Consider the following 21424-nt stretch of genomic DNA (forward strand, 5'->3'; position numbering starts at 1 on the left):
GGCGCACTGATAACGTGCACACGTGACCGCCCGCCGCCTGCTGCTTGTGAACGGACCGAACCTCAACCTGCTCGGCACTCGCGAGCCCGAGGTCTACGGTCGTGAGACGCTCGCGGACGTCGAGCGGATGACAACGGCTGCCGCAGCACAGCGTGGCTTCGCCGTGACGGCGGTGCAGAGCAACCACGAGGGCGTGCTCCTGGATGCTATCCACCAGGCGCGCACGACGTGCGCCGGCATCGTGATCAACCCGGGGGGCCTCACGCACACGTCAGTCGTGTTACGGGATGCACTCGCGGCTGTCGCACTGCCTGTGGCCGAGGTTCACATCTCGAACGTGTACGAGCGCGAGGAATTCCGTCATCACTCGTACGTCGCCGACGTGGCCGCAGTCCATGTGATCGGCGAAGGGGTCGCCGGCTACGCGCGGGCGACCGGCCTGCTGATCGACATCATCGCTGGTGTCGCAGACGGCTGACGGACCTGAAAACTGAGTAGACTCATTTATGAGGGTACTCAGATATGACTGCGGAACAGAGCCGCCGAGAGCGCAGCAAGCTGCAGAAGCGTGCGCGCATCTTCACCGCTGCACGCACGCTGTTCGCGCAGCACGGTTACGCCGCAGTGACCACGCAGCAAGTCGCAGAACACGCTGATGTCGCCGCAGGCACGGTGTTCCGCTACGCCGCAACCAAGGCAGAACTGCTCCTGATGGTGTTCAACGCCGACTTCAGAGCCTGCGTCGAACGCGGCCTCGCCGAGGCCGCGTTCGTCTCACCCCCGACGGCTGCAATCTGGACGGCGCTGGCACCGACGCTCGCCGCCGCCGCCGCTCGCCCCGCCGATACCGCGGCCTATCAGCGCGAGCTCATCTTCGGCGAGGCCGCAGACCCGCATCGTGCGGAGGGGCTCGCCATCGTTGCGCACCTGGAGGAGGGAATCGCGCGACTGCTCGCGGGGGAGCACCCTCGCGATGACGCGCACAGCGCGGCACGCGCAGTGTTCGCCTGCGCGCACGTCGTTCTGGTGCGCGCGAGCACCGGCGGCGCCCTCTCTGCCGCACAGCTGCAGGTACAGATCGAACAGATCGTCGCCGGTTGGGACCGGCGCACCATCCGCGCGGCCGACATGTCGCGCACGGCCAAGCGGGCGATCCCCGCTGGAGAGAAGGAATCATGACCGACATCACCACTGTCGCCGTCCTCGGCACAGGCGTTCTCGGTTCGCAGATCGCGTTCCAGACCGCGTACAGCGGATTCGCCGTTACGGCGTATGACATCAGCGACGACGCGCTGGCCGCGGCGCGAGAACGCTTCGCCCGCCTCGCCGCGACCTACCGGGCCGAGGTCCCCGGCGCTGCCGAAGACGGCAAAGCCGACCTCGCGCTGATGCGCCTGACACTCACCACCGACCTGAGCGTGGCCGCCCAGGCCGACCTCGTGATCGAGGCCGTTCCCGAGGTGCTTGACCTCAAGCGTGACGTGTACATCAAGCTCGGCGAGCTCGCCCCGGAGAAGACGATCTTCGCAACGAACTCGTCGACGTTGCTGCCTTCTGACATGGTCGAATTCACCGGGCGGCCGGATCGCTTCCTCGCGCTGCACTTCGCGAACCGAGTGTGGAAGTTCAATACAGCCGAGGTGATGGGCACCACGCATACCGATCCCGCGGTTTTTGCCACCGTGCAGGAGTTCGCGACGGAAATCGGCATGGTGCCGATCGCGATCCACAAGGAAAAGGCCGGCTACGTTCTGAACAGTCTTCTCGTCCCCCTGCTGAACGCCGGTATGGGCCTCGCCGCCGGCGGGTACGCGTCGGTCGAGGACATCGACAAGACCTGGCGGATCGCGACCGGCGCCCCCTTGGGCCCGCTGCAGATTCTCGATGTGATCGGACTCACCACGCCGTACAACATTCTGACGCACAGCTCGACGGGCGACGAGAAGCTCGCTACCTGGCTGAAGGAGACCTACATCGATCAGGGCAAACTCGGCATTGCCACGGGCGAGGGCTTCTACAAGTACGCGTGAAGCCATCGCGGCAAATGTGCGGCCGGGCACGTCGCCCGGCCGCACACGACTTCCTCCCGTGTGGGCGGCGGTGGCCCGCCCGTGTTTGCCGCCCCTGATCCCGTAGAATGATGCGTCGGGCCTGCCTCGACGAGTTCAGCTGCCCCTCGGAACCCCCAGAACGGAACTGAACACTCATGGCATCCACCGCAGACATCAAGAACGGCGTCGTCCTCAACATCGACGGACAGCTCTGGAGCGTCGTGGAGTTCCAGCACGTCAAGCCCGGCAAGGGCGGCGCATTCGTGCGCACCAAGCTGAAGAACGTGATGACCGGCAAGGTTGTCGACAAGACGTTCAACGCGGGCGCCAAGGTCGAGACCGAGAACGTCGACCGCCGCGACTTCACCTACCTCTACAACGACGGTGACGGCTTCGTGTTCATGGACGTCGCCGACTACGACCAGATCACGGTCGGCGCCGCGACCGTCGGCGACGCCGCGAACTTCCTGCTGGAGAACCAGCAGGTGCAGATCGCGCTCAACAACGGCAACCCGCTATACATCGAGCTGCCGGCATCCGTCGTGCTCGAGATCACATACACCGAGCCGGGCCTCCAGGGCGACCGCTCGTCGGCGGGCACGAAGCCCGCCACCGTCGAGACCGGCTACGAGATCCAGGTGCCGCTGTTCCTCGAGACCGGCACCAAGGTCAAGGTCGACACCCGCACGGGTGAATACCTCGGCCGGGTCAACTGACGCGTGAGCGCACGCACGAAAGCGCGCAAACGCGCGCTCGACATTCTCTTTCAGGCAGACGTCCGTGGAGAGGATGTCGCACTGACCCTCGCCGCGGAGGCCCGCCGTGCCGCCTCCGAGCCCGCGCGGGAAGCGTCGTGGCTGTACGCCCGCGAGATCGTGGACGGCGTGATCGACAACGCAGCTGCGATTGACGACGCGATCACGGCCGCATCGAAGGGCTGGACGCTCGCCCGGATGCCCGCCGTGGACCGCGCGCTGCTGAGGATCGGCACCTGGGAGATCGTGTACAACGACGGCGTCCCCGCCGCTGTCGCGATCGACGAGGCTGTCGAGCTCGCGAAGGAATTCTCGACCGACGACTCCGGAGCCTTCGTGCACGGTGTGCTCGGCCGGGTAGCGCGCGGGGGCGAAGCTTCCGCGGAAAAGACCGACTGACCGCGCCGCAATTGCACGGCGTGAACCCGCGGCCGCCGCGGAGGTGCCGCCTACACTCGTCTCGGGAGAGGAGCGTCCATGCGCATCACCGGACTCGGACATGCTGGCATGTTCATCGAGACCGCGGGAGGTTCGATCCTGTGCGACCCGGTCATCGGGCCGTCGTTCTTCGGGTCATGGTTCCCGTTCCCCGACAACCGGGGCTTGGACTGGGAGCGCTTCGGCGCCGCCGACTTCCTCTACATCTCGCACCGGCATCGCGATCACTTCGACCCCCGGATGCTTCACCGCTACGTCCGTCGCGACATCCCCGTGCTCTTGCCGGAATATCCGACCGACGACCTTGAGCGCGACCTGATCGACCTCGGCTACACGAACATCATCCGCACGGAGGCCGGTGTTCCGCTCACGTTCGGCGCGATGACGCTCATGATCACGCCGCTGCGGGCCCCCTCCGACGGTCCGATCGGCGATTCGTCCCTGTCGGTGGATGACGGCACCGCCAGCATCCTGAACCAGAACGATTCGCATCCGCTGGACCTCGAGAAGCTGCTCTCGTTCGGGCGGCCGGACGCCTATTTCACGCAGGTCTCCGGTGCGATCTGGTGGCCCATGGTCTACGACCTCCCGCAGGACTCGAAGCAGCACTTCGCGCAACTCAAGCGCGAGGCTCAGAACAAGCGCGCGATGTACTACATCGACAAGGTGGACGCCGCGCACGTGTTCCCCATGGCGGGGCCCCCGATGTTCCTGCGTGAGGAGCTCTTCCGCTACAACGGCACGGGCCTCGAGAACGACTCGATCTTCACCGACCAGGCGGAGTTCCTCGAGCACCTGCGAGCAGAGCGACCCGACAAGTCCGGTCACCTGTTCGTTCCCGGAACGCAGGTCGACATCGCCGGCTCCGACGTGACGATCACGCAGACGCTGTACACGGATGCCGAGATCGACCGCATCTTCCACGACAAGTGGACCTACCTCGCCGAGCAGCGCGACAGTCGGCAGGACGAGGTCCGCGCCGAGGAGTCGCGGCGTGCGGCGGTGCTCCCGCCGGCGGAGATGCTTGCGGCGATCAAAGAGTGGTGGGAGCCGCTCCTGCGGCGCGCACGCATCATCCGGGACGGTGTGGGCGGCAACGTGCGGTTCCGCATCGGCGACCTGGATATGGTCGTCGACTTCCCGAAGGCAAAGGTGCGCGAGTACGCGGGGGAGGAGTGCATCTACTGGTACACGATTCCCGCTGACCTCGTCTCGACCAACATCGCCGACCACGAGATCGACTGGTCGAACTCGATTTTCCTGTCGATGCAGTTCTCGGTGGGGCGCAGCGGAAAGTTCAACGAGTTCCTCACCACATTCCTCAAGTGTCTCTCCCGTGACCGTATCGAGTACGTGGAGAACTGGTATGCCGAGCAGTCGGACCAGACCGAGGATGTCCAACTCGAGGACTGGGTCGTGCAGCGCCGCTGCCCGCATCTGCGGGCCGACCTCACAAAGACCGGCAAGATCGAAGATGGCGTGCTGACCTGCTCCCTGCACGACTGGAAATGGGACCTTGGCAGCGGCAAGTGTCTGACGACGACGGGGCATCCCATCCGGTCGCAACGAATGACCGAGACGGCTGACGCGCCTGCCACTTCCTGACGAGCGCTTCCGGTAGGCTCGAAACACAGCAACCTTTAACACCGTCCCGTGAGGCGGAGAAGGGAGCGACGATGAGCACCCGCGCAGTCATGCAGGATGCCGACATCTCACGCGCTCTGACGAGAATCTCTCACGAGATCATCGAATCCAATCGCGGCGCTGGCGAGCTCGTCCTCCTCGGTATCCCGACCCGCGGCGTCCCGTTGGCAGAGCGCATCGCTTCGCTCATCAGCGGCTTCACCGGTCAATCGGTGCCCGTCGGCTCGCTCGACGTCACGATGTACCGCGACGACCTGCACCGCAATCCGACGCGGACGCCCCATCCCACACGAATCCCAGACTCGGGCATCGACGGCAAAACCGTTGTGCTGGTCGACGACGTGCTCTTCTCAGGGCGCAGTATCCGCGCATCCCTGGATGCCCTGCAAGACATCGGCAGGCCTGCCGCCGTGCGCCTCGCGATCCTCGTCGACCGCGGACACCGGGAGCTGCCTATCCGGCCCGACTTCGTGGGAAAGAACCTGCCCAGCTCCCGCTCCGAGCACGTCGCCGTGCGCCTGCGCGAGATCGACGGCGAAGACGAGGTGAGCATCCGATCATGAGGAACCTGCTCGACACCGCAACCCTGAGCCGGGCCGACGCACTGCGGATCCTGGACACCGCGGAGGATATGTCAGACACGCAGCGCCGGGAGATCAAGAAGCTTCCGACCCTGCGCGGCAAGACCGTCGTCAACCTGTTCTTCGAGGACTCGACTCGCACACGCATTTCCTTCGAGGCAGCAGCCAAGCGCCTTTCCGCTGATGTCATCAACTTCGCCGCAAAGGGCTCGTCGGTCTCGAAGGGCGAGTCCCTGCAAGACACCGCGCAGACGCTGCAGGCGATGGGCGCGGATGCCGTCGTCATCCGCCACGGAGCATCCGGCGCGCCACACACCCTTGCCACGAGCGGCTGGATCAGTGCGGGCGTCGTGAACGCGGGCGACGGAACCCACGAGCATCCCACCCAGGCCCTGCTCGATGCCTTCACGATGCGCAAGCGTCTGTACGGCGAAGACAGCCGCGGACGGGATCTCGCCGGCACTCGGGTCGCGATCGTCGGCGATGTGCTTCACTCCCGTGTGGCGCGCTCGAATATGTGGCTGCTGCACACGCTGGGGGCGCACGTCACACTCGTCGCCCCTCCGACGCTTGTGCCCCAGGATGTGTCGGCCTGGCCCGCTCACGTCACCTACGACCTCGACGAAGCGATCGCCGCCGCACCCGACGTGCTGATGCTGCTGCGCATCCAGTTGGAGCGCATGAACGCCGCATATTTCCCCAGTGAGCGGGAGTACGCGCGGCGCTGGGGTTTCGACGCACGGCGGCTCGCAGCCCTCGGCGCCGATAGCATTGTGATGCACCCGGGCCCCATGAATCGAGGGCTCGAGATCTCCGCCGAAGCTGCCGATTCGGCGCAATCGACAGTCTTGGAACAGGTAGCCAACGGCGTGTCGGTCAGGATGGCGGTGCTCTACCTGCTGCTGGCGGGTTCGACGACAACGACAGCGACGACATCGACAGGGGAGGAACGAGCATGACCGAGGTCCTCCTGATCCGCGGCGCTGAACTCACGGACGGCACCCGCACGGATCTGATCGTTCACAACGGAATGATCGTGGAGACAGGCGCCGGGCTCGACAAGCCCGGAGCTCGCGTCATCGACGCGTCAGGGCTCATCGCGCTTCCTGGGCTCGTCGACCTGCACGTCCATTTCCGCGAGCCCGGGTTCGAGGCATCCGAGACGATCCTGACCGGCTCCCGGGCGGCAGCCGCTGGCGGATTCACCACCGTCTTCACGATGCCGAACACCTCACCGGTGGCCGACACCGCCGGCGTGGTAGAGCAGGAACTCGCCCTCGGATCGGCCGCTGGCTACGTGACCCTGCAGCCCATCGGTGCTGTCACCGTAGGGCAGAAGGGCGAGCGTCTCGCCGAGCTCGGGGCAATGGCGGCCTCCCGGGCCCGGGTCCGTGTGTTCAGCGACGACGGGTTCTGCGTCTGGGACCCCGTCATCATGCGCCGCGCCCTCGAGTACGTGAAGGCTTTCGGTGGCGTGATCGCTCAGCACGCACAGGATCCGCGGCTCACCGAAGGGGCGCAGATGAACGAGGGTGTCGTGTCGGCCGAGCTCGGCCTCGCGGGATGGCCAGCTGTCGCCGAGGAGGCCATCATCGCGCGTGATGTGCTGCTCGCAGAGCACGTCGGGTCGCGCCTGCACGTCTGTCACCTCTCGACGGCGGGGTCGGTCGACATCATCCGCTGGGCCAAGAAGCGCGGAATCGACGTGACTGCCGAGGTGACGCCCCACCACCTGCTGCTCACCGAGGACCGGGTCCGCGGGTATGACGCCCGATTCAAGGTCAACCCGCCGCTTCGCACCACCGAAGACGTCGAAGCCGTGCGGGAGGGTCTCGCCGACGGCACGATCGACATCGTTGCCACCGACCATGCGCCGCATCCGAGCGAGACCAAGGCGTGCGAGTGGCAGGCTGCATCTCACGGAATGGTCGGCCTTGAGAGCGCGCTCCGCATCGTGCACAGCACCATGGTGGAGACCGGTCGCATGACCTGGAGCGATGTGGCGCGCACGATGGCGGCAGCGCCGGCGCGGATCGGGAGCCTCAGCGGGCACGGAACCCCCGTGGCCGCTGGTAACCCGGCGTCGTTCACGCTCTACGACCCGGCTCCGACCCGCACGTTCTCGGTCGATGACCTTCGAGGACGGAGCCGAAACTCGCCCTACCTCGGGGAAGAACTACCCGGCGAAATCCGGTGGACGATCAATCGCGGCACCGTGACTGTCGCGGACGGGGCGCTTCTCGAGACGCCAGGAGCCCTGTCATGACCCGTGAGGCCGCCGTCCTGGTGATGGTCGCCGTGGCCGTCGTGCTGCTGGGGCTCGCCGCCTGGGGCTGGGTGCGTCGTGCCCGCCGTGATCGGACACCCCTCATCCAGCCAGCCGAGTTGAACGATGCCGACGTACTCCGCGAGACGATCGACGCGCTCTACGTCGCGACCACGGTCCATGACGCTCCGCTCGAACGGATCGCGGCGCCGGGCCTCGGCTATCGATCACCGGCGACTGTCACCGTGACGGATTTCGCTGTCGCGCTGGACCTGACCAACCAGCCGCGCATCACCATCGGGGCCGACCGGATCAGCGCCGTAACCCAGGCAACCCTCACGATCGATCGTGTCGTCGAGAAGGACGGCCTCGTCCGTCTGAGCTGGCTCGCCGACACGGGTGTGGTCGTCGACACGTACCTGCGCCCTCGGGAGACTTCGGCCCGGCACCTGGCCGACGTTCTCGCGCCCCTGGCCACTGCACCTGACCCCTCCACCGCAACCGGAGATTCCGAATGAGCTTGTTCACCACCGATCCCGCCGTGCTCGTCCTCGAGGACGGCACTCGATTCCGCGGCCACGCCTATGGCGCACGGGGAATGACCCTCGGCGAGGTCGTCTTCGCAACCGGCATGACCGGCTACCAGGAGACCCTCACCGATCCGTCGTACGCGGGCCAGATCGTGCTGCAGACAGCTCCTCACATCGGCAACACGGGGATGAACGACGAAGACCCTGAGTCACGCCGGATCTGGGTCGCCGGCTACATCGTGCGCGACCCGTCACGTGTGGTGTCGAACTGGCGTGCTGACGAATCCCTCGACGAGGCACTCGAGCGCGACGGCATCGTTGGAATCAGCGGGATCGATACCCGCGCCGTGACCCGTCACATCCGTTCCGCGGGGTCGATGCGGGGCGGTGTCTTCTCGGGAGAGGCTGCAGCCCTCGATGCCGAGGATCATCTACGCCTGGTGCGAGACGCACCATTGATGGCCGGTCAGAACTTGTCGGCATCCGTATCGGTGAGCGCACCCGAGGTGACTGCCGCAACCGCAGAGCGGCTCGGGTCGCTCGCTGTCATCGACCTCGGTATCAAGAAAGCCACGATCGACAACCTCGCAGCGCGCGGGTTCGACGTTCACGTGTTGCCGCAGGATGCGACGATCGACGACATCCGGGCGCTCGACCCGGTCGGCGTCTTCTACTCGAACGGTCCGGGTGACCCGTCGGCCTCAGCCGATCACGTGTCGCTCCTGCGATCCGTCCTCGATGATCGAGTTCCGTTCTTCGGCATCTGCTTCGGAAATCAGCTGCTCGGCCGCGCGCTCGGACTGGAGACCTACAAGCTGCCGTTCGGCCACCGGGGCATCAACCAGCCGGTCCTCGACAAGCAGACCGGCCGCGTCGAAATCACAGCCCACAATCACGGCTTCGCGGTCGATGCGCCCCTCGATGGGCCCTTCGACAGTCCCCAGGGTTACGGTCGCATCGAGGTGAGCCACATCGGGCTCAACGATCGCGTCGTCGAAGGGCTTCGCGCCCTCGACATCCCGGCCTTCTCGGTGCAGTACCACCCCGAAGCTGCCGCCGGCCCCCACGACGCCAACTACCTGTTCGACCGGTTCGCCGACCTCGTTCGCGCGAACCTCAGCACGAAAGAAGCGAATGCCTAAGCGCGACGACATCCGCTCCGTCCTGGTCATCGGCTCCGGTCCGATCGTCATCGGCCAGGCTTGTGAGTTCGACTACTCCGGAACCCAAGCCTGCCGCGTGCTGCGCGCCGAAGGTGTCCGGGTGATCCTGGTCAACTCGAACCCTGCCACGATCATGACCGACCCCGACTTCGCCGACGCGACGTACATCGAACCGATCACGCCCGAGGTCATCGAGACGATCATCGCGAAGGAGAAGCCCGACGCGATCCTGCCGACGCTCGGTGGCCAGACGGCTCTGAACGCCGCGATGGCGCTGCACGACCGCGGCATTCTCGAGAAGTACGACGTCGAGCTCATCGGGGCGAAGGTGGACGCGATCCGCAAAGGCGAGGACCGCCAGATCTTCAAGGAGCTGGTCATCGAAGCGGGCGCGGATGTCGCCGCGAGCCGCATCTGCCACACGATGGATGAGGTTCTCGCCGGCGCCGAAGAACTGGGCTATCCGCTCGTCGTGCGCCCCTCGTTCACGATGGGCGGACTCGGTTCCGGTTTCGCCTACACCGAGGCCGACCTGCGCCGCATCGCGGGCGCCGGCCTGCACGATTCGCCCACGCACGAAGTGCTGCTCGAGGAGTCGATCCTCGGGTGGAAGGAGTACGAGCTCGAGTTGATGCGCGACACCGCCGACAACACGGTCGTGGTGTGCTCGATCGAGAACGTCGACCCCGTCGGTGTCCACACCGGCGACTCGATCACCGTCGCGCCGGCGCTGACGCTGACCGACCGCGAGTACCAGAAGATGCGCGACATCGGCATCGACATCATTCGCGCCGTCGGTGTCGACACGGGCGGCTGCAACATCCAGTTCGCCGTCGACCCGACGAACGGTCGCATCATCGTGATCGAGATGAACCCGCGCGTCTCTCGCTCCTCGGCGCTGGCGTCGAAGGCCACCGGCTTCCCGATCGCGAAGATCGCCGCGAAGCTCGCCATCGGGTACCGACTCGATGAGATCCCTAACGACATCACCAAGGTCACACCGGCAAGCTTCGAGCCTACGCTCGACTACGTCGTCGTGAAGGTTCCGCGCTTCAACTTCGAGAAGTTCCCGGCCGCCGACACGACGCTCACCACGACCATGAAGTCGGTCGGCGAAGCGATGGCGATCGGCCGCAATTACGCGACGGCGCTGCAGAAGGCGCTGCGGTCGCTCGAGAAGCGGGGCTCGAGCTTCCACTGGGGGCCCGAGGAGCGCAGTGTCGAGGAGTTGCTCGAGATCGCGCGCACGCCGACCGACGGCCGGATCGTCGTCCTCCAACAGGCCCTGCGTAAGGGCGCGACAGTCGAGCAAGCGTTCGAGGCTACCGCGATGGATCCGTGGTTCCTCGACCAGATCGTGCTCATCAATGAGGTCGCGGCCTTCATCGCCGCGGCGGGGGAGCTGAATGCCGAAACGCTGCGCATCGCCAAGGAGCACGGCTTCAGTGACGCGCAGATCGCCGAGCTGCGCGGGATCACCGAGACCGAAGCCCGCGGCATCCGACACGGCCTCGACATCCGCCCCGTGTACAAGACCGTGGACACCTGCGCTGGTGAGTTCCCCGCTCTGACCCCGTACCACTACTCCAGCTATGACGCCGAGACAGAGGTCATGCCCTCCGAGCGCACCAAGGTCGTGATCATCGGATCGGGACCGAACCGCATCGGTCAGGGTGTCGAGTTCGACTACTCGTGCGTGCACGCCTCGTTCGCCTTGAGCGACGCGGGCTTCGAGACGATCATGGTCAACTGCAACCCCGAGACCGTGTCCACCGACTACGACACCTCTGACCGGCTCTATTTCGAGCCCCTCACGCTCGAAGACGTCCTCGAAGTGCTGCACGCCGAGGCGCGCTCGGGAACGATCCTCGGCGTCGTCTGCCAGCTGGGCGGACAGACACCGTTGGGACTTGCGAAGGGGATCGAAGCCGCCGGCTACACGATCCTCGGCACGAGCCCCACGGCGATCGATCTCGCCGAAGAGCGGAGCCTGTTCAGCGGCATCCTCGCCGACGCGGGACTCGTCGCGCCACGCCACGGCACCGCGGTTGACGTCGACGGCGCCGTTGCCGTGGCCGAAGACATCGGGTACCCGGTGCTTGTCCGTCCGAGCTTCGTTCTTGGTGGACGCGGCATGGAGATCGTCTACGACACGGCGAGCCTGCGCGACTACTTCGTTCGCGTTGCCGACCAAGCGATCATCGGCCCCGGGATGCCGCTCCTGGTCGACCGGTTCCTCGACGACGCGATCGAGATCGATGTCGACGCGCTCTACGACGGTCACCAGCTTTACATCGGCGGCGTGATGGAACACCTCGAGGAGGCCGGCATCCACTCCGGTGACTCGAGCTGCACGCTGCCACCCGTTTCGCTCGGACGGACCGAGATCGATCGCGTTCGCGAAGCAACTCTCGCCATTGCGGCGGGCGTCGGGGTCCGAGGGCTCCTGAACGTTCAGTTCGCGATCAGCGCGGGCGTGCTCTACGTCATCGAGGCCAACCCACGGGCCAGCCGCACCGTTCCGTTCGTGTCCAAGGCGCTGGGAATTCCGCTTGCCAAGGCGGCCAGCCGGATCATGGCAGGCTCCACGATCGCTGATCTCATCGCTGAAGGCCTCCTGCCGGCATCCGATGGCTCGCGCGTTCCGCTTGACGCCCCGGTCGCCGTCAAGGAAGCCGTTCTGCCCTTCAAGCGGTTCCGGACCAAGGACGGGCAAATCGTCGACTCCGTCCTTGGGCCTGAGATGCGATCCACGGGTGAAGTCATGGGGATCGACCGCGACTTCCCCACGGCCTTTGCGAAGAGCCAGGCCGCCGCATACGGCGGGCTGCCGCTGGAGGGAACGGTCTTCATTTCGGTATCGGATGCTGACAAGCGCGCGGTCATCCTGCCGGCCCACCGGCTGCAGGAACTCGGGTTCGAGCTGCTTGCCACGGAGGGTACTGCCGAGATCCTTGCCCGCAACGGAATCGCCGTCGAGGTCGTCAACAAGTACTCCGCGACGCAAGCGTCGGGTGAGACCAACGTCGTCGACCTCATCAATGAGGGACGCATTGACATCGTGGTGAACACCCCGAGCGGCGGGATGGCCCGAGCCGACGGATACGAGATCCGCGCCGCTGCTGTGGCCGGCGACAAGGCCCTGTTCACGACGATGGCAGTCCTCGGCGCCGCAGTCAGCGCATTCCCCGTGCTCCGCGAGGGTTTCGAGGTCAAAAGTCTGCAGGACTACGCCCGCGAAAGGGCTGCACGCGCGTGAGGTCGTTCGGTTCACGCCTGTGGGAGACGCTCGGTCAGTCTGGCCCGCTGTGCGTGGGTATCGACCCTCACGGGAGTCTGCTCGATTCCTGGGGATTGGACTCCAGCGCCCAGGGAGCCCGGCAGTTCGGACTCCGTGTGGTGGAGGCGTGCGCGGGTCGAGTCGGCATCGTCAAGCCTCAGGTTGCGTTCTTCGAGCGCTACGGCTCGGCAGGGTTCGCGGCACTTGAAGACGTTATGGCCGCTGCGCGTGCGGCGGGGCTGATCGTCATTGCAGACGCCAAGCGCGGCGACATCGGAACCACGATGGACGGCTACGCCGCGGCGTGGCTCGAACCCGGCTCGCCGCTCGAGGCTGACGCCGTGACACTGAGCCCGTACCTCGGCCCCGACTCGCTTTATGCCACCGTCACGACCGCGATCCGCCGAGAGAAGGGGGTCTTCGTTCTCGCAGCGACGAGCAATCCCGAAGGCAGGCCGGTACAGACTGCACTCACGAGCGATCACTCGGGTCCCGATGACGAGCGCGTCGCGGCGCGGGTTGCGCGCGAGATCGGGTCCCTCAACATCGGCCTGCCGGGGGCGCTCGGTTCGGCGGGACTCGTGGTCGGGGCAACCGTCGACCGCGCTGCGTTCGGACTCACCGACGTCATCCTTGCCGGCACCCCGATCCTGGCGCCTGGCTTCGGTGCGCAGGGCGCGCAACCGGCCGATCTGCAGCGCCTGTTCGGATACGTGGCAGCCAATGTCATCGCATCAGAGAGCAGAAGCATCCTCGCCGTCGGCCCCGACCGCCTCGCCTCGCGTATCGAGGAGCGCGCTGCGCTGTACCCGCGGACCAGCCATGACTGAGCGCCCCGCCCCTCCCGAAGTCGACCGCCTCGCAGCATCCCGTCGGGCCGTCGCCGCCAGGCGGGAGCGTGCCTCTCTGAAGCAGGATGTCGCGACCCGCGTGATCAGCCCGCAGGAGCTGCTGCGCCGCGCGCTCGCCGCGCCGGATTCACCTGCCGGTGCGATGCGGGTCACCGAGTTCCTCACCGCGATCCCCGCGATCGGCGTCGGCAAGCGGGACAGAATCCTCGAGAATCTGCAGATCTCGCCGGTGAAGCGCCTCGGCGGTCTCGGCCGTAGGCAGCAGCAGGCGTTGCGAGCCTTCCTCGATGAGCGCCTGCCCGAGCCGCAACCACGCGCTGACCGGTCTGCCCTGGTAGTGCTCGCGGGGCCTACGGCGGTCGGCAAAGGGACCGTGGCGCAGCACATCCGGGCTCACCACCCCGAGATCCACCTCTCCATTTCGGCGACGACCCGACCGGCTCGGCCGGGGGAGCGCGATGGCGAGCACTACTACTTCGTCGACGATGCGGAGTTCGATCGGCTCATCGCAGATGGCGAGCTTCTCGAGTGGGCAACGGTCCACAACGCGTACCGCTACGGCACTCCGCGCGCACCGATCCGCGCCGCGCTCGATCGCGGTCAGGCGGTGCTGCTCGAGATCGATCTGCAGGGCGCACGGCAGGTGCGTGCGGCCCAACCTGACGCAACGCTGGTGTTCCTGCTCCCACCCAGCTGGGACGAGTTGGTCAGCCGATTGGTCGGACGCGGCACCGAGGACACGGAAGAACGGGCGCGACGCCTCCGCACAGCGCGCGTCGAGTTGGCGGCCCAGGATGAGTTCGATTACCGCGTCGTGAACGCCGACGTCGCCGTTGCGGCGCGCGAGGTCGTAGAATTGATGAATGCGCCCGCGCGCTGAGCGCGACTGCGGCGCCACAGACCTCTCACCGACATCCGTCGCCAGCGAAGGGATTCCGCCATGGCCGGGAACAACAAGGGCATCATCGACCCCCCCATCGACAGCCTTCTCGAGAAGGTTGACTCGAAGTACCAGCTCGTGATCTACGCATCAAAGCGCGCCCGGCAGATCAACGACTACTACTCCGACCTGCACGAGGGAAACCTCTTCGACAACGTGGGACCGCTGGTTGATTCAACTGTCGAGGACAAGCCGCTGACCATCGCGCTCCACGAGATCAACGAAGACAAGCTTCGCCTCCGTCCGATCGACTGACGGTCACCTGTTCGCGCGCCGGTGTCGTAGGCCGGCGCGATACTGATCGGCGTCCACTACTGACGGGAGCTCCATGACCGCGTTGCGTCTGTTTACGTCCGAGTCGGTCACGGAAGGTCACCCCGACAAGATCTGCGACCAGATCTCTGACAGCATCCTCGACGCCATCCTCAGTGAGGATCCGACCGGGCGCGTCGCGGTCGAGACCCTCGTCACCACCGGACTGGTGCATGTCGCGGGTGAGGTGAGCACGTCCGCCTACGTCGAGATTCCCGCGATCGTTCGCGATGTGGTCAACCGCATCGGATACACCTCGAGCGAGACCGGCTTCGACGGCGACTCGTGCGGCGTGAGCATCTCCATCGGCGCGCAGTCCTCCGATATCGCGTCAGGTGTGAACAAAGCCTTCGAGCAGCGTGAACGCGGATCATCCGATCCTCGTGACGAGCAGGGCGCGGGCGACCAGGGCATCATGTTCGGCTATGCGACGACCGAGACTCCTCAGCTGATGCCGATGGCCGCGTGGACGGCGCACCGCATGGCTGAGCGCCTCGCCGAATCGCGACGCTCAGGTGCGCTGCCGTTCCTGCGTCCCGACGGCAAGACGCAGGTCACCCTCGGCTTCGAGGGGGCCGTGCCGCGCACCGTCGAGTCGGTGGTGCTCTCAACCCAGCACCACCCCGACATCGCGCAAGAAGACCTGCGCGCCCAGGTGCAGGAGACCGTCATCGATCCGGTTCTGGAGAGCACCGGACTCGATCTTTCCGCGGTCACCTACTACATCAATCCCGCTGGTCCGTTCGTCATCGGCGGCCCGAAGGGCGATGCAGGCCTCACGGGCCGGAAGATCATCATCGACACCTATGGCGGTGCCTCGCGCCACGGCGGCGGAGCCTTCAGCGGGAAGGACCCCTCGAAGGTCGACCGCTCTGCTGCCTACGCTATGCGGTGGGTCGCGAAGAACGCCGTGGCCGCAGGACTTGCTGATCGGCTCGAGGTGCAGGTCGCCTACGCCATCGGCAAGGCCGCTCCGGTCGGCCTGTACGTCGAGACGTTCGGAACCGGTCATGTGGCCGACGACATCATCACGACGGCGATTCTTGACGTGTTCGACCTGCGCCCGAAGGCGATCATCGACCAGCTCGATCTGCTTCGCCCGATCTATGCGCAGACCGCAGCCTACGGGCACTTCGGTCGAGAACTCGCCGACTTCACATGGGAGCGCACGGACCGCGTCGACGACCTGCGCTCAGCCGCCGGTCTCTGACATGACCGCTCGGCGCATCGCGCGAGTGCTCCTGGATTCCCCGCTGCCCCAACTCGACCGGCTCTTCGACTACGAGATTCCCGACGAGCTGGCCCCTGAGGCTCACGAGGGCGTCCGCGTACGCGTGCCGCTTCGTGCGGCCGGCCGGATCGTGGACGGCTTCATCGTGGAGCTGGACGACGAACCGTCCGCTGACCGCCCCCTGTCGGAAGTCGAATCGGTCGTCTCGCCGGTGGCCGTGCTCCCTCGGCGACTTTACGACCTCGCACGACGCGTCGCCGACCGCTCGGCGGGGTCGGCATCCGACATCCTTCGCCTGGTGGTGCCGCGACGGATGGTGCGAGCCGAGCGCTCGTGGCAGAACACGGCACGAGCGGGCATTCCGGAGGTTCCGGCATCCACCGCAGAGTGGGCGGCCGACGCCCTTGCCAGCTTCCCCGGTCTGACCGAGTCGCTCACCCGCGGCGCTCGCATCGCCCTGACGGCACCGACAACGCCCGCCACGCCAGGCTCTTCTGCGCCGGGGTGGGTGGGCATCCTTGCTGCCGCGGCCGCGCAGGTGCTCGCGGCAGGACGCAGCAGCATCCTTGTCGTTCCTGACCACCGCGACCTCGACCAGCTCGAGCAGGGCCTGATCGCACACGGACTCGGCGAGGCAGTCATCCGGACGGATGCCGCTCAAAGCGCGCCTGCCCGCTACGGTGCGTACCTCCGCGTGCTCGAGCCCACGCCGTCGATCGTGATCGGCAATCGATCGGCCGTCTACGCGCCAGTCAACGCGCTCGGACTCGTCGCACTCTGGGACGATGGCGACCCGCTCCTGCGTGAGCCGCTGTCACCGGGCGTCCACGCGCGCGACGCGGCGCTGGTCCGGCAGGAGCAGGAACAGTTCGCGCTCGTCTTCGCCGGGTTCACCCGCACCACCGACGTCCAACGTCTTGTCGACATCGGCTGGGTGGAGGAGCTGCGCGCAGCCCGTCCCGCAGCGCCGCGCGTCGTGCTCACGCCGCTGCGCGAGGGGGAGACCGGGGCCGCGCGGATTCCCTCTGCGGCCTTTGCGGCCGCACGCGAAGCGGTGCGGAACGGGCCGGTTCTGGTGCAGGTCGCTCGACCCGGGTACGCGCCAGTGCTCACCTGTGCCGACTGTCGGCATCCCGCGCGTTGTCGTTCCTGCGGCGGACCGCTTCATGCTGGAGCGCGAGGGGCGACACCGACCTGTTCTGCATGCGGACGGCGCGCTGAAGGCTGGACCTGCGCCTCCTGCGGTGGCGCACGATTCCTGCTCATCGGATCCGGGAGCCGCCGCACCGCCGAAGAACTCGGACGCGCGTTTCCCGGCATCCGAGTCATCGTCTCGGATGCCGATCATCCCGTTCTCGAGGTGCCAGACACACCGGCGCTCGTCATCGCGACGCGGGGCGCGGAGCCTCGGGCCGCCCGCGGATTCCGCGCGGTGCTGCTCTTGGACGGCGAACGGATGCTGCTCGCAGATGATCTGCGGATCGCCGAGCACTGTCTGCGCTGGTGGTCCAACGCGGCGGCCCTGGCTGCACCGGGTGCGCCGGTGCATCTGGTCGGAGTCGCCGGGACCCTCGGCCGAGCACTGGCTACCTGGTCCCAGCCTGCCTTCGCACGCGCTGAACTCGCCGAACGCGCAGAGCTTCGCATGCCTCCCGCGGTTCGTGTTGCCTCGCTCGAAGGACCTCGACCGGCAGTGGAGACCGCGCTGGCCGCCGTGCGGTCGGATGTGCCACGGCTGCGGGCCGACGACGTGCTCGGGCCCGTGCCGCTGCCCACCACCGGCTCGCACGATGACGACGTGCGCGCGCTCGTGCGCTGCGACTATCACGACGGACCTGACCTCGCACGTTCCCTTCGGGCGGCGCTCGTTGCCGCGGCGCTGCGGGGACGCCGCTCACGCAGTCGCGGCGGAGCACGCGCGACGCTACGCATCCGTCTCGACCTGCCCGACCTGAATCTGGAGACACAGCCATGAGCCGGAAGAGACAGCCATGAGAATCGTGTTCGCCGGAACGCCCGAGCCGGCCGTACTGTCGCTACGCGCCCTCGTCGACGCCGGTCACGAGGTGCCTCTCGTGATCACGCGGCCTGACGCGCAGATCGGTCGCCGCCGCGTCGTGACGCCTTCGCCGGTGGCTACCGCCGCTGACACGCTCGGCCTGTCGATGCATCGCACCGCACGTCTCGACGATGTAGCACTCGAGGCGGTACGCGCTGCTCACGCCGACCTGGGCGTGATCGTCGCCTACGGCGGCCTGGTCCGCGAGCCCCTGCTCTCGACGCCTCGGCACGGCTGGATCAACCTCCACTTTTCAGCCCTGCCCCGGTGGCGGGGGGCTGCTCCCGTGCAGCACGCCATCATCGCGGGAGACCCCGAGGTGGGCGCCGACGTCTTCCAGCTGACGGCAGGCCTTGACGAGGGAGACATCTTCGGCGAGGTGCGCTTTCCGCGCCCGATTGAGGCGACGGCGGGGGAGCTGCTCGCGACCCTCGCGGATGCCGGAGCAGACCTCTTGACCACGGTCGTCGGCCAGATCGCAGACGGCACTGCGCGAGCCCGCCCTCAAGAGGGCGACCCGAGCTATGCGCCGAAGCTCTCGATCGAGGACGGTCGTGTCGACTGGCAGCAAAGTCGGGAGCAGATCATGTCACGGATCCTCGGCGTGACCCCCGAGCCCGGTGCCTTCGCGACCGCGCAGGACGCGCGGCTGAAGATCCTCGCCGCCGTGCCGGCAACCTCCGAAGCGCCACGGTTGCGCCCCGGGCTGGTCGCAGCTCACGCGAAGCAAGTGATCGTCGGAACCGGCAGCGATCCGATCGCACTGTTGCGTGTCCAGCCAGCGGGGAAGCCCGCGATGGATGCCGGAGATTGGTGGCGCGGTGCACGGCTGAGCGAGCTGCAGTTCGATACTGACGGTCAGATGACCGGCGATGTCGGAGCCACGGCATGAGCGGCGCGCCGTCGGCCCGCCGAGTCGCCTTCGACACGCTGCGTGCGGTCCACGACGCCGACGCGTACGCGAACCTCGTCCTGCCGACAGCCATCGCCCGGGCACGACTGAGCGCGGCAGATGCCGCGCTCGCGACGGAGCTGACATACGGGACCCTGCGGCAACAGGGAACCTGGGATGCTGTCATCGCTGTCGCTGCCAACCGGCAGGCAGAGAGCGTCGACCCGCCAGTCCTGGACATCCTGCGGCTCGGGGTGCATCAACTTTTGGCCACGAGGGTCCCGCCGCACGCGGCAGTCAACGAGTCGGTTGCTCTTGCGCGCTCCAGTGCGGGGGAGCGCTCTGTCGGTTTCGTCAATGCTGTGTTGCGCAGAATCGGCGAAGCGGATGCCGCGACCTGGATCTCCCGCGCCGAAGAGGCTGCACGCTCCGACGACGAGCGCCTTTCGGTGCGCACCTCCCACCCGGTATGGGTTATCCGGGCTCTCCGGCGCGCTCTCGACGACGAAGGGCGCGCGGGCGAACTCCTCGATCTTCTCGTGGCCGACAACGACTCGCCCCGCGTCACGATGACGGCTCTCCCGGGGCTTGCCACCGTTCCCGAAGAGTCGGAGCCGACATCCTTCTCGCCCTATGGGTTCCGAGCACCGGCCGGGGATCCCGGCAGGCTCGTGGCAGCCTCGAATGGGGCGCTGCGCGTCCAGGACGAGGGATCCCAGCTCGCAGCCCTCGCCCTGTCGGAGGTCGACACGGTGCGATCCGGGGAGCGCTGGCTCGACTTGTGCGCGGGCCCGGGCGGAAAGACCGCGCTGCTGGCTGCCCGCGTGCTGCAGGCGCGGGAGGCCGGGACCCCGATCGACCTGGAGGCGAACGAAGTCTCGTCCACGCGCGCCGGGTTGGTTCGTCGATCCCTCGAGCCGATCCCGTTCGAGGTTGTCGTCTCTGAGGAAGACGGCAGGGAAAGGGCAGGCGCTGACGCGTACGACCGGATCCTCGTCGACGCGCCCTGCACCGGCTTAGGTGCCTTGCGCCGCCGACCAGAGTCGCGCTGGCGAAAGTCCCCGCAGGATGTCGCACCGCTGGCCGACCTGCAGCGCGAACTGCTCTCTGCCGCGGTGATCGGGCTCCGGCCTGGCGGTGTCGTCGCTTATGTGACGTGCTCGCCGCACCTCGTCGAGACCCGCGATGTGGTGGCGGCGGTGCTGGATCAGCACCGAGACGAGCTGGACGAGCTGGACGCGCGAGACGTACTGCGCCGGGTGTCGCGGAGCACGCTGGACCTGGCGAGCCCGACGGGCGGCGGGGGGCGAGCGCAGTTGTGGCCCCACCGGCACGGCACCGATGCGATGTCGATCGCGCTCCTGCGGCGGCGAAGCTGACAGGCACCCTCGCCCATAATGGACGGGTGAGTTCCCCCGACGCCGCGACGCATGATCCCGCGGTGCGCATCAATCCCAGCATCCTTGCCGCCGACTTCGTCAACATGCAGGCGGAGCTGCAGCGCATCGCCGCCGCCGACTTCGTCCACGTCGACGTGATGGACAACCATTTCGTTCCGAACCTCACGTTCGGACCGCAGATGGTTGAGAGGATCCACGCGACGTCTCCCGTGCCGCTGGATGTTCACCTCATGATCGACGATGTCGACCGCTGGGCCCCGGGCTACGCCGAGATCGGCGCGGCATCCGTGACCTTCCACACGGAGGCCACGTCAGAGCCGGTGGCTCTCGCCCGGCGGTTGCGCTCTCTCGGCGCACGCGCCGGAATCGCGCTCAAGCCGGCTACGCCGGTCGAGCCGCTCTTCGATGTTCTCGACGAGTTCGACCAGATCCTCGTGATGACCGTCGAACCGGGGTTTGGCGGTCAGTCGTTCATGGCGGACATGATGCCGAAGCTCCGCCTGCTCGCCGACGAATGCCACCGGCGCGGCTCTGCGGTCTGGCTGCAAGTGGACGGCGGGATCTCGCCGTCCACGATCGAGCAGGCCGCCGCAGCAGGTGCCGATACGTTCGTCGCCGGATCAGCCGTGTTCGGGGCGGATGACCCGGATGCCGCGATCGCGAGCCTGCGCTCCCTCGGTGCCCACGCTCATCGGCACTGACCGGGCTACCCCCGCGGTTCGCTACCCTGGCATAGTGAAGTCGTTCGAGGAGCTGTTCGCCGAGTTGACGGTGAAGGCGCAGACCCGTCCCGAGGGATCGGGGACCGTTGCCGAGCTCGATGCAGGCATCCACACGATCGGCAAGAAGATCGTCGAAGAGGCTGCCGAGGTGTGGATGGCCGCCGAGTACGAGTCGGATGAGGCAGCAGCCGAAGAGATCTCGCAGTTGCTGTATCACCTGCAGGTGTTGATGCTGGCGAAGGGGCTTTCGCTCGAGGACGTGTACCGACATCTCTGAACCCGTCGCCTCTCCCGCTTCGACCCGAAAGA

The 21424-nt window shown here is 66.9% G+C and carries 21 protein-coding genes; all 21 read left to right on the plus strand.

The genetic code is table 11. From position 1 onward, the window contains the following. Positions 1-22 precede the first annotated feature (22 nt). Positions 23-478, plus strand: coding sequence for a type II 3-dehydroquinate dehydratase (gene aroQ / locus ACQVDU_RS04055; RefSeq protein ID WP_300592868.1), 456 nt, complete (start codon positions 23-25; stop codon positions 476-478). Positions 479-522: 44 nt separating this feature from the next. After that, positions 523-1179, plus strand: a complete 657-nt coding sequence (locus ACQVDU_RS04060) for a TetR/AcrR family transcriptional regulator (RefSeq protein ID WP_443476285.1) — start codon at positions 523-525, stop codon at positions 1177-1179. Further along, entirely contained in the window at positions 1176-2030 is an 855-nt protein-coding gene (locus tag ACQVDU_RS04065) for a 3-hydroxyacyl-CoA dehydrogenase (protein ID WP_300592862.1), read from the plus strand. The genes ACQVDU_RS04060 and ACQVDU_RS04065 overlap by 4 nt, the downstream gene beginning before the upstream one ends. 176 nt (positions 2031-2206) lie before the next feature. After that, on the plus strand, positions 2207-2767 hold the full coding sequence (gene efp / locus ACQVDU_RS04070; RefSeq protein WP_300592859.1) for an elongation factor P: 561 nt from the start codon (positions 2207-2209) through the stop codon (positions 2765-2767). A gap of 3 nt (positions 2768-2770) precedes the next feature. After that, a complete protein-coding gene (gene nusB, locus ACQVDU_RS04075; protein WP_300592856.1) occupies positions 2771-3205 on the plus strand; it encodes a transcription antitermination factor NusB in 435 nt (144 codons plus the stop codon). A 78-nt stretch (positions 3206-3283) separates the two neighbouring features. Continuing rightward, positions 3284-4849: a Rieske 2Fe-2S domain-containing protein gene (locus tag ACQVDU_RS04080; RefSeq protein WP_443476286.1), complete on the plus strand. Its 1566-nt coding sequence runs from the start codon at positions 3284-3286 to the stop codon at positions 4847-4849. 71 nt (positions 4850-4920) lie between these two features. Further along, positions 4921-5451, plus strand: coding sequence for a bifunctional pyr operon transcriptional regulator/uracil phosphoribosyltransferase PyrR (gene pyrR, locus ACQVDU_RS04085; protein ID WP_300592850.1), 531 nt, complete (start codon positions 4921-4923; stop codon positions 5449-5451). Further along, the gene (locus ACQVDU_RS04090) at positions 5448-6428 is read left to right on the plus strand and encodes an aspartate carbamoyltransferase catalytic subunit (protein ID WP_300592847.1); all 981 of its coding nucleotides are present in this window, start codon (positions 5448-5450) and stop codon (positions 6426-6428) included. The genes pyrR and ACQVDU_RS04090 overlap by 4 nt, the downstream gene beginning before the upstream one ends. Beyond that, complete coding sequence (locus ACQVDU_RS04095) at positions 6425-7735, plus strand: dihydroorotase (protein WP_300592844.1); 1311 nt, start codon at positions 6425-6427, stop codon at positions 7733-7735. The genes ACQVDU_RS04090 and ACQVDU_RS04095 overlap by 4 nt, the downstream gene beginning before the upstream one ends. Continuing rightward, complete coding sequence (locus ACQVDU_RS04100; RefSeq protein ID WP_443476287.1) at positions 7732-8253, plus strand: PH-like domain-containing protein; 522 nt, start codon at positions 7732-7734, stop codon at positions 8251-8253. Before ACQVDU_RS04095 ends, ACQVDU_RS04100 begins: the two co-directional genes overlap by 4 nt. Continuing rightward, positions 8250-9407 (plus strand): glutamine-hydrolyzing carbamoyl-phosphate synthase small subunit, encoded by a 1158-nt coding sequence (gene carA / locus ACQVDU_RS04105; protein WP_443476288.1) that lies wholly within the window; start codon positions 8250-8252, stop codon positions 9405-9407. Before ACQVDU_RS04100 ends, carA begins: the two co-directional genes overlap by 4 nt. Next, positions 9400-12687, plus strand: coding sequence for a carbamoyl-phosphate synthase large subunit (gene carB, locus ACQVDU_RS04110; RefSeq protein WP_443476289.1), 3288 nt, complete (start codon positions 9400-9402; stop codon positions 12685-12687). The genes carA and carB overlap by 8 nt, the downstream gene beginning before the upstream one ends. Then, positions 12684-13538, plus strand: coding sequence for an orotidine-5'-phosphate decarboxylase (gene pyrF / locus ACQVDU_RS04115; RefSeq protein WP_443476290.1), 855 nt, complete (start codon positions 12684-12686; stop codon positions 13536-13538). Before carB ends, pyrF begins: the two co-directional genes overlap by 4 nt. Further along, positions 13531-14439, plus strand: coding sequence for a guanylate kinase (gene gmk, locus ACQVDU_RS04120; protein ID WP_443476291.1), 909 nt, complete (start codon positions 13531-13533; stop codon positions 14437-14439). Before pyrF ends, gmk begins: the two co-directional genes overlap by 8 nt. 60 nt (positions 14440-14499) lie before the next feature. Then, a complete protein-coding gene (gene rpoZ, locus ACQVDU_RS04125; protein ID WP_195693834.1) occupies positions 14500-14754 on the plus strand; it encodes a DNA-directed RNA polymerase subunit omega in 255 nt (84 codons plus the stop codon). A 73-nt stretch (positions 14755-14827) separates the two neighbouring features. After that, positions 14828-16021, plus strand: a complete 1194-nt coding sequence (gene metK, locus ACQVDU_RS04130; RefSeq protein ID WP_443476292.1) for a methionine adenosyltransferase — start codon at positions 14828-14830, stop codon at positions 16019-16021. A gap of 1 nt (position 16022) precedes the next feature. Beyond that, on the plus strand, positions 16023-18017 hold the full coding sequence (locus ACQVDU_RS04135; RefSeq protein ID WP_443476293.1) for a primosomal protein N': 1995 nt from the start codon (positions 16023-16025) through the stop codon (positions 18015-18017). Between the two features lie 16 nt (positions 18018-18033). Beyond that, positions 18034-18993 carry a methionyl-tRNA formyltransferase gene (fmt, locus tag ACQVDU_RS04140; RefSeq protein WP_443476294.1) on the plus strand — a complete coding sequence of 320 codons (960 nt, stop codon included), beginning with the start codon at positions 18034-18036 and terminating at the stop codon, positions 18991-18993. Next, positions 18990-20372: an RsmB/NOP family class I SAM-dependent RNA methyltransferase gene (locus ACQVDU_RS04145; RefSeq protein ID WP_443476295.1), complete on the plus strand. Its 1383-nt coding sequence runs from the start codon at positions 18990-18992 to the stop codon at positions 20370-20372. The genes fmt and ACQVDU_RS04145 overlap by 4 nt, the downstream gene beginning before the upstream one ends. Before the next feature lie 26 nt (positions 20373-20398). Next, positions 20399-21094 (plus strand): ribulose-phosphate 3-epimerase, encoded by a 696-nt coding sequence (rpe, locus tag ACQVDU_RS04150; protein ID WP_443476296.1) that lies wholly within the window; start codon positions 20399-20401, stop codon positions 21092-21094. 34 nt (positions 21095-21128) lie between these two features. Then, positions 21129-21392 (plus strand): phosphoribosyl-ATP diphosphatase, encoded by a 264-nt coding sequence (locus tag ACQVDU_RS04155; protein WP_363493158.1) that lies wholly within the window; start codon positions 21129-21131, stop codon positions 21390-21392. The last annotated feature ends 32 nt before the right edge of the window (positions 21393-21424 follow it).

Origin of the sequence: Microbacterium sp. F2 (assembly GCF_052274505.1) — a bacterium.
GTDB lineage: Bacteria > Actinomycetota > Actinomycetes > Actinomycetales > Microbacteriaceae > Microbacterium.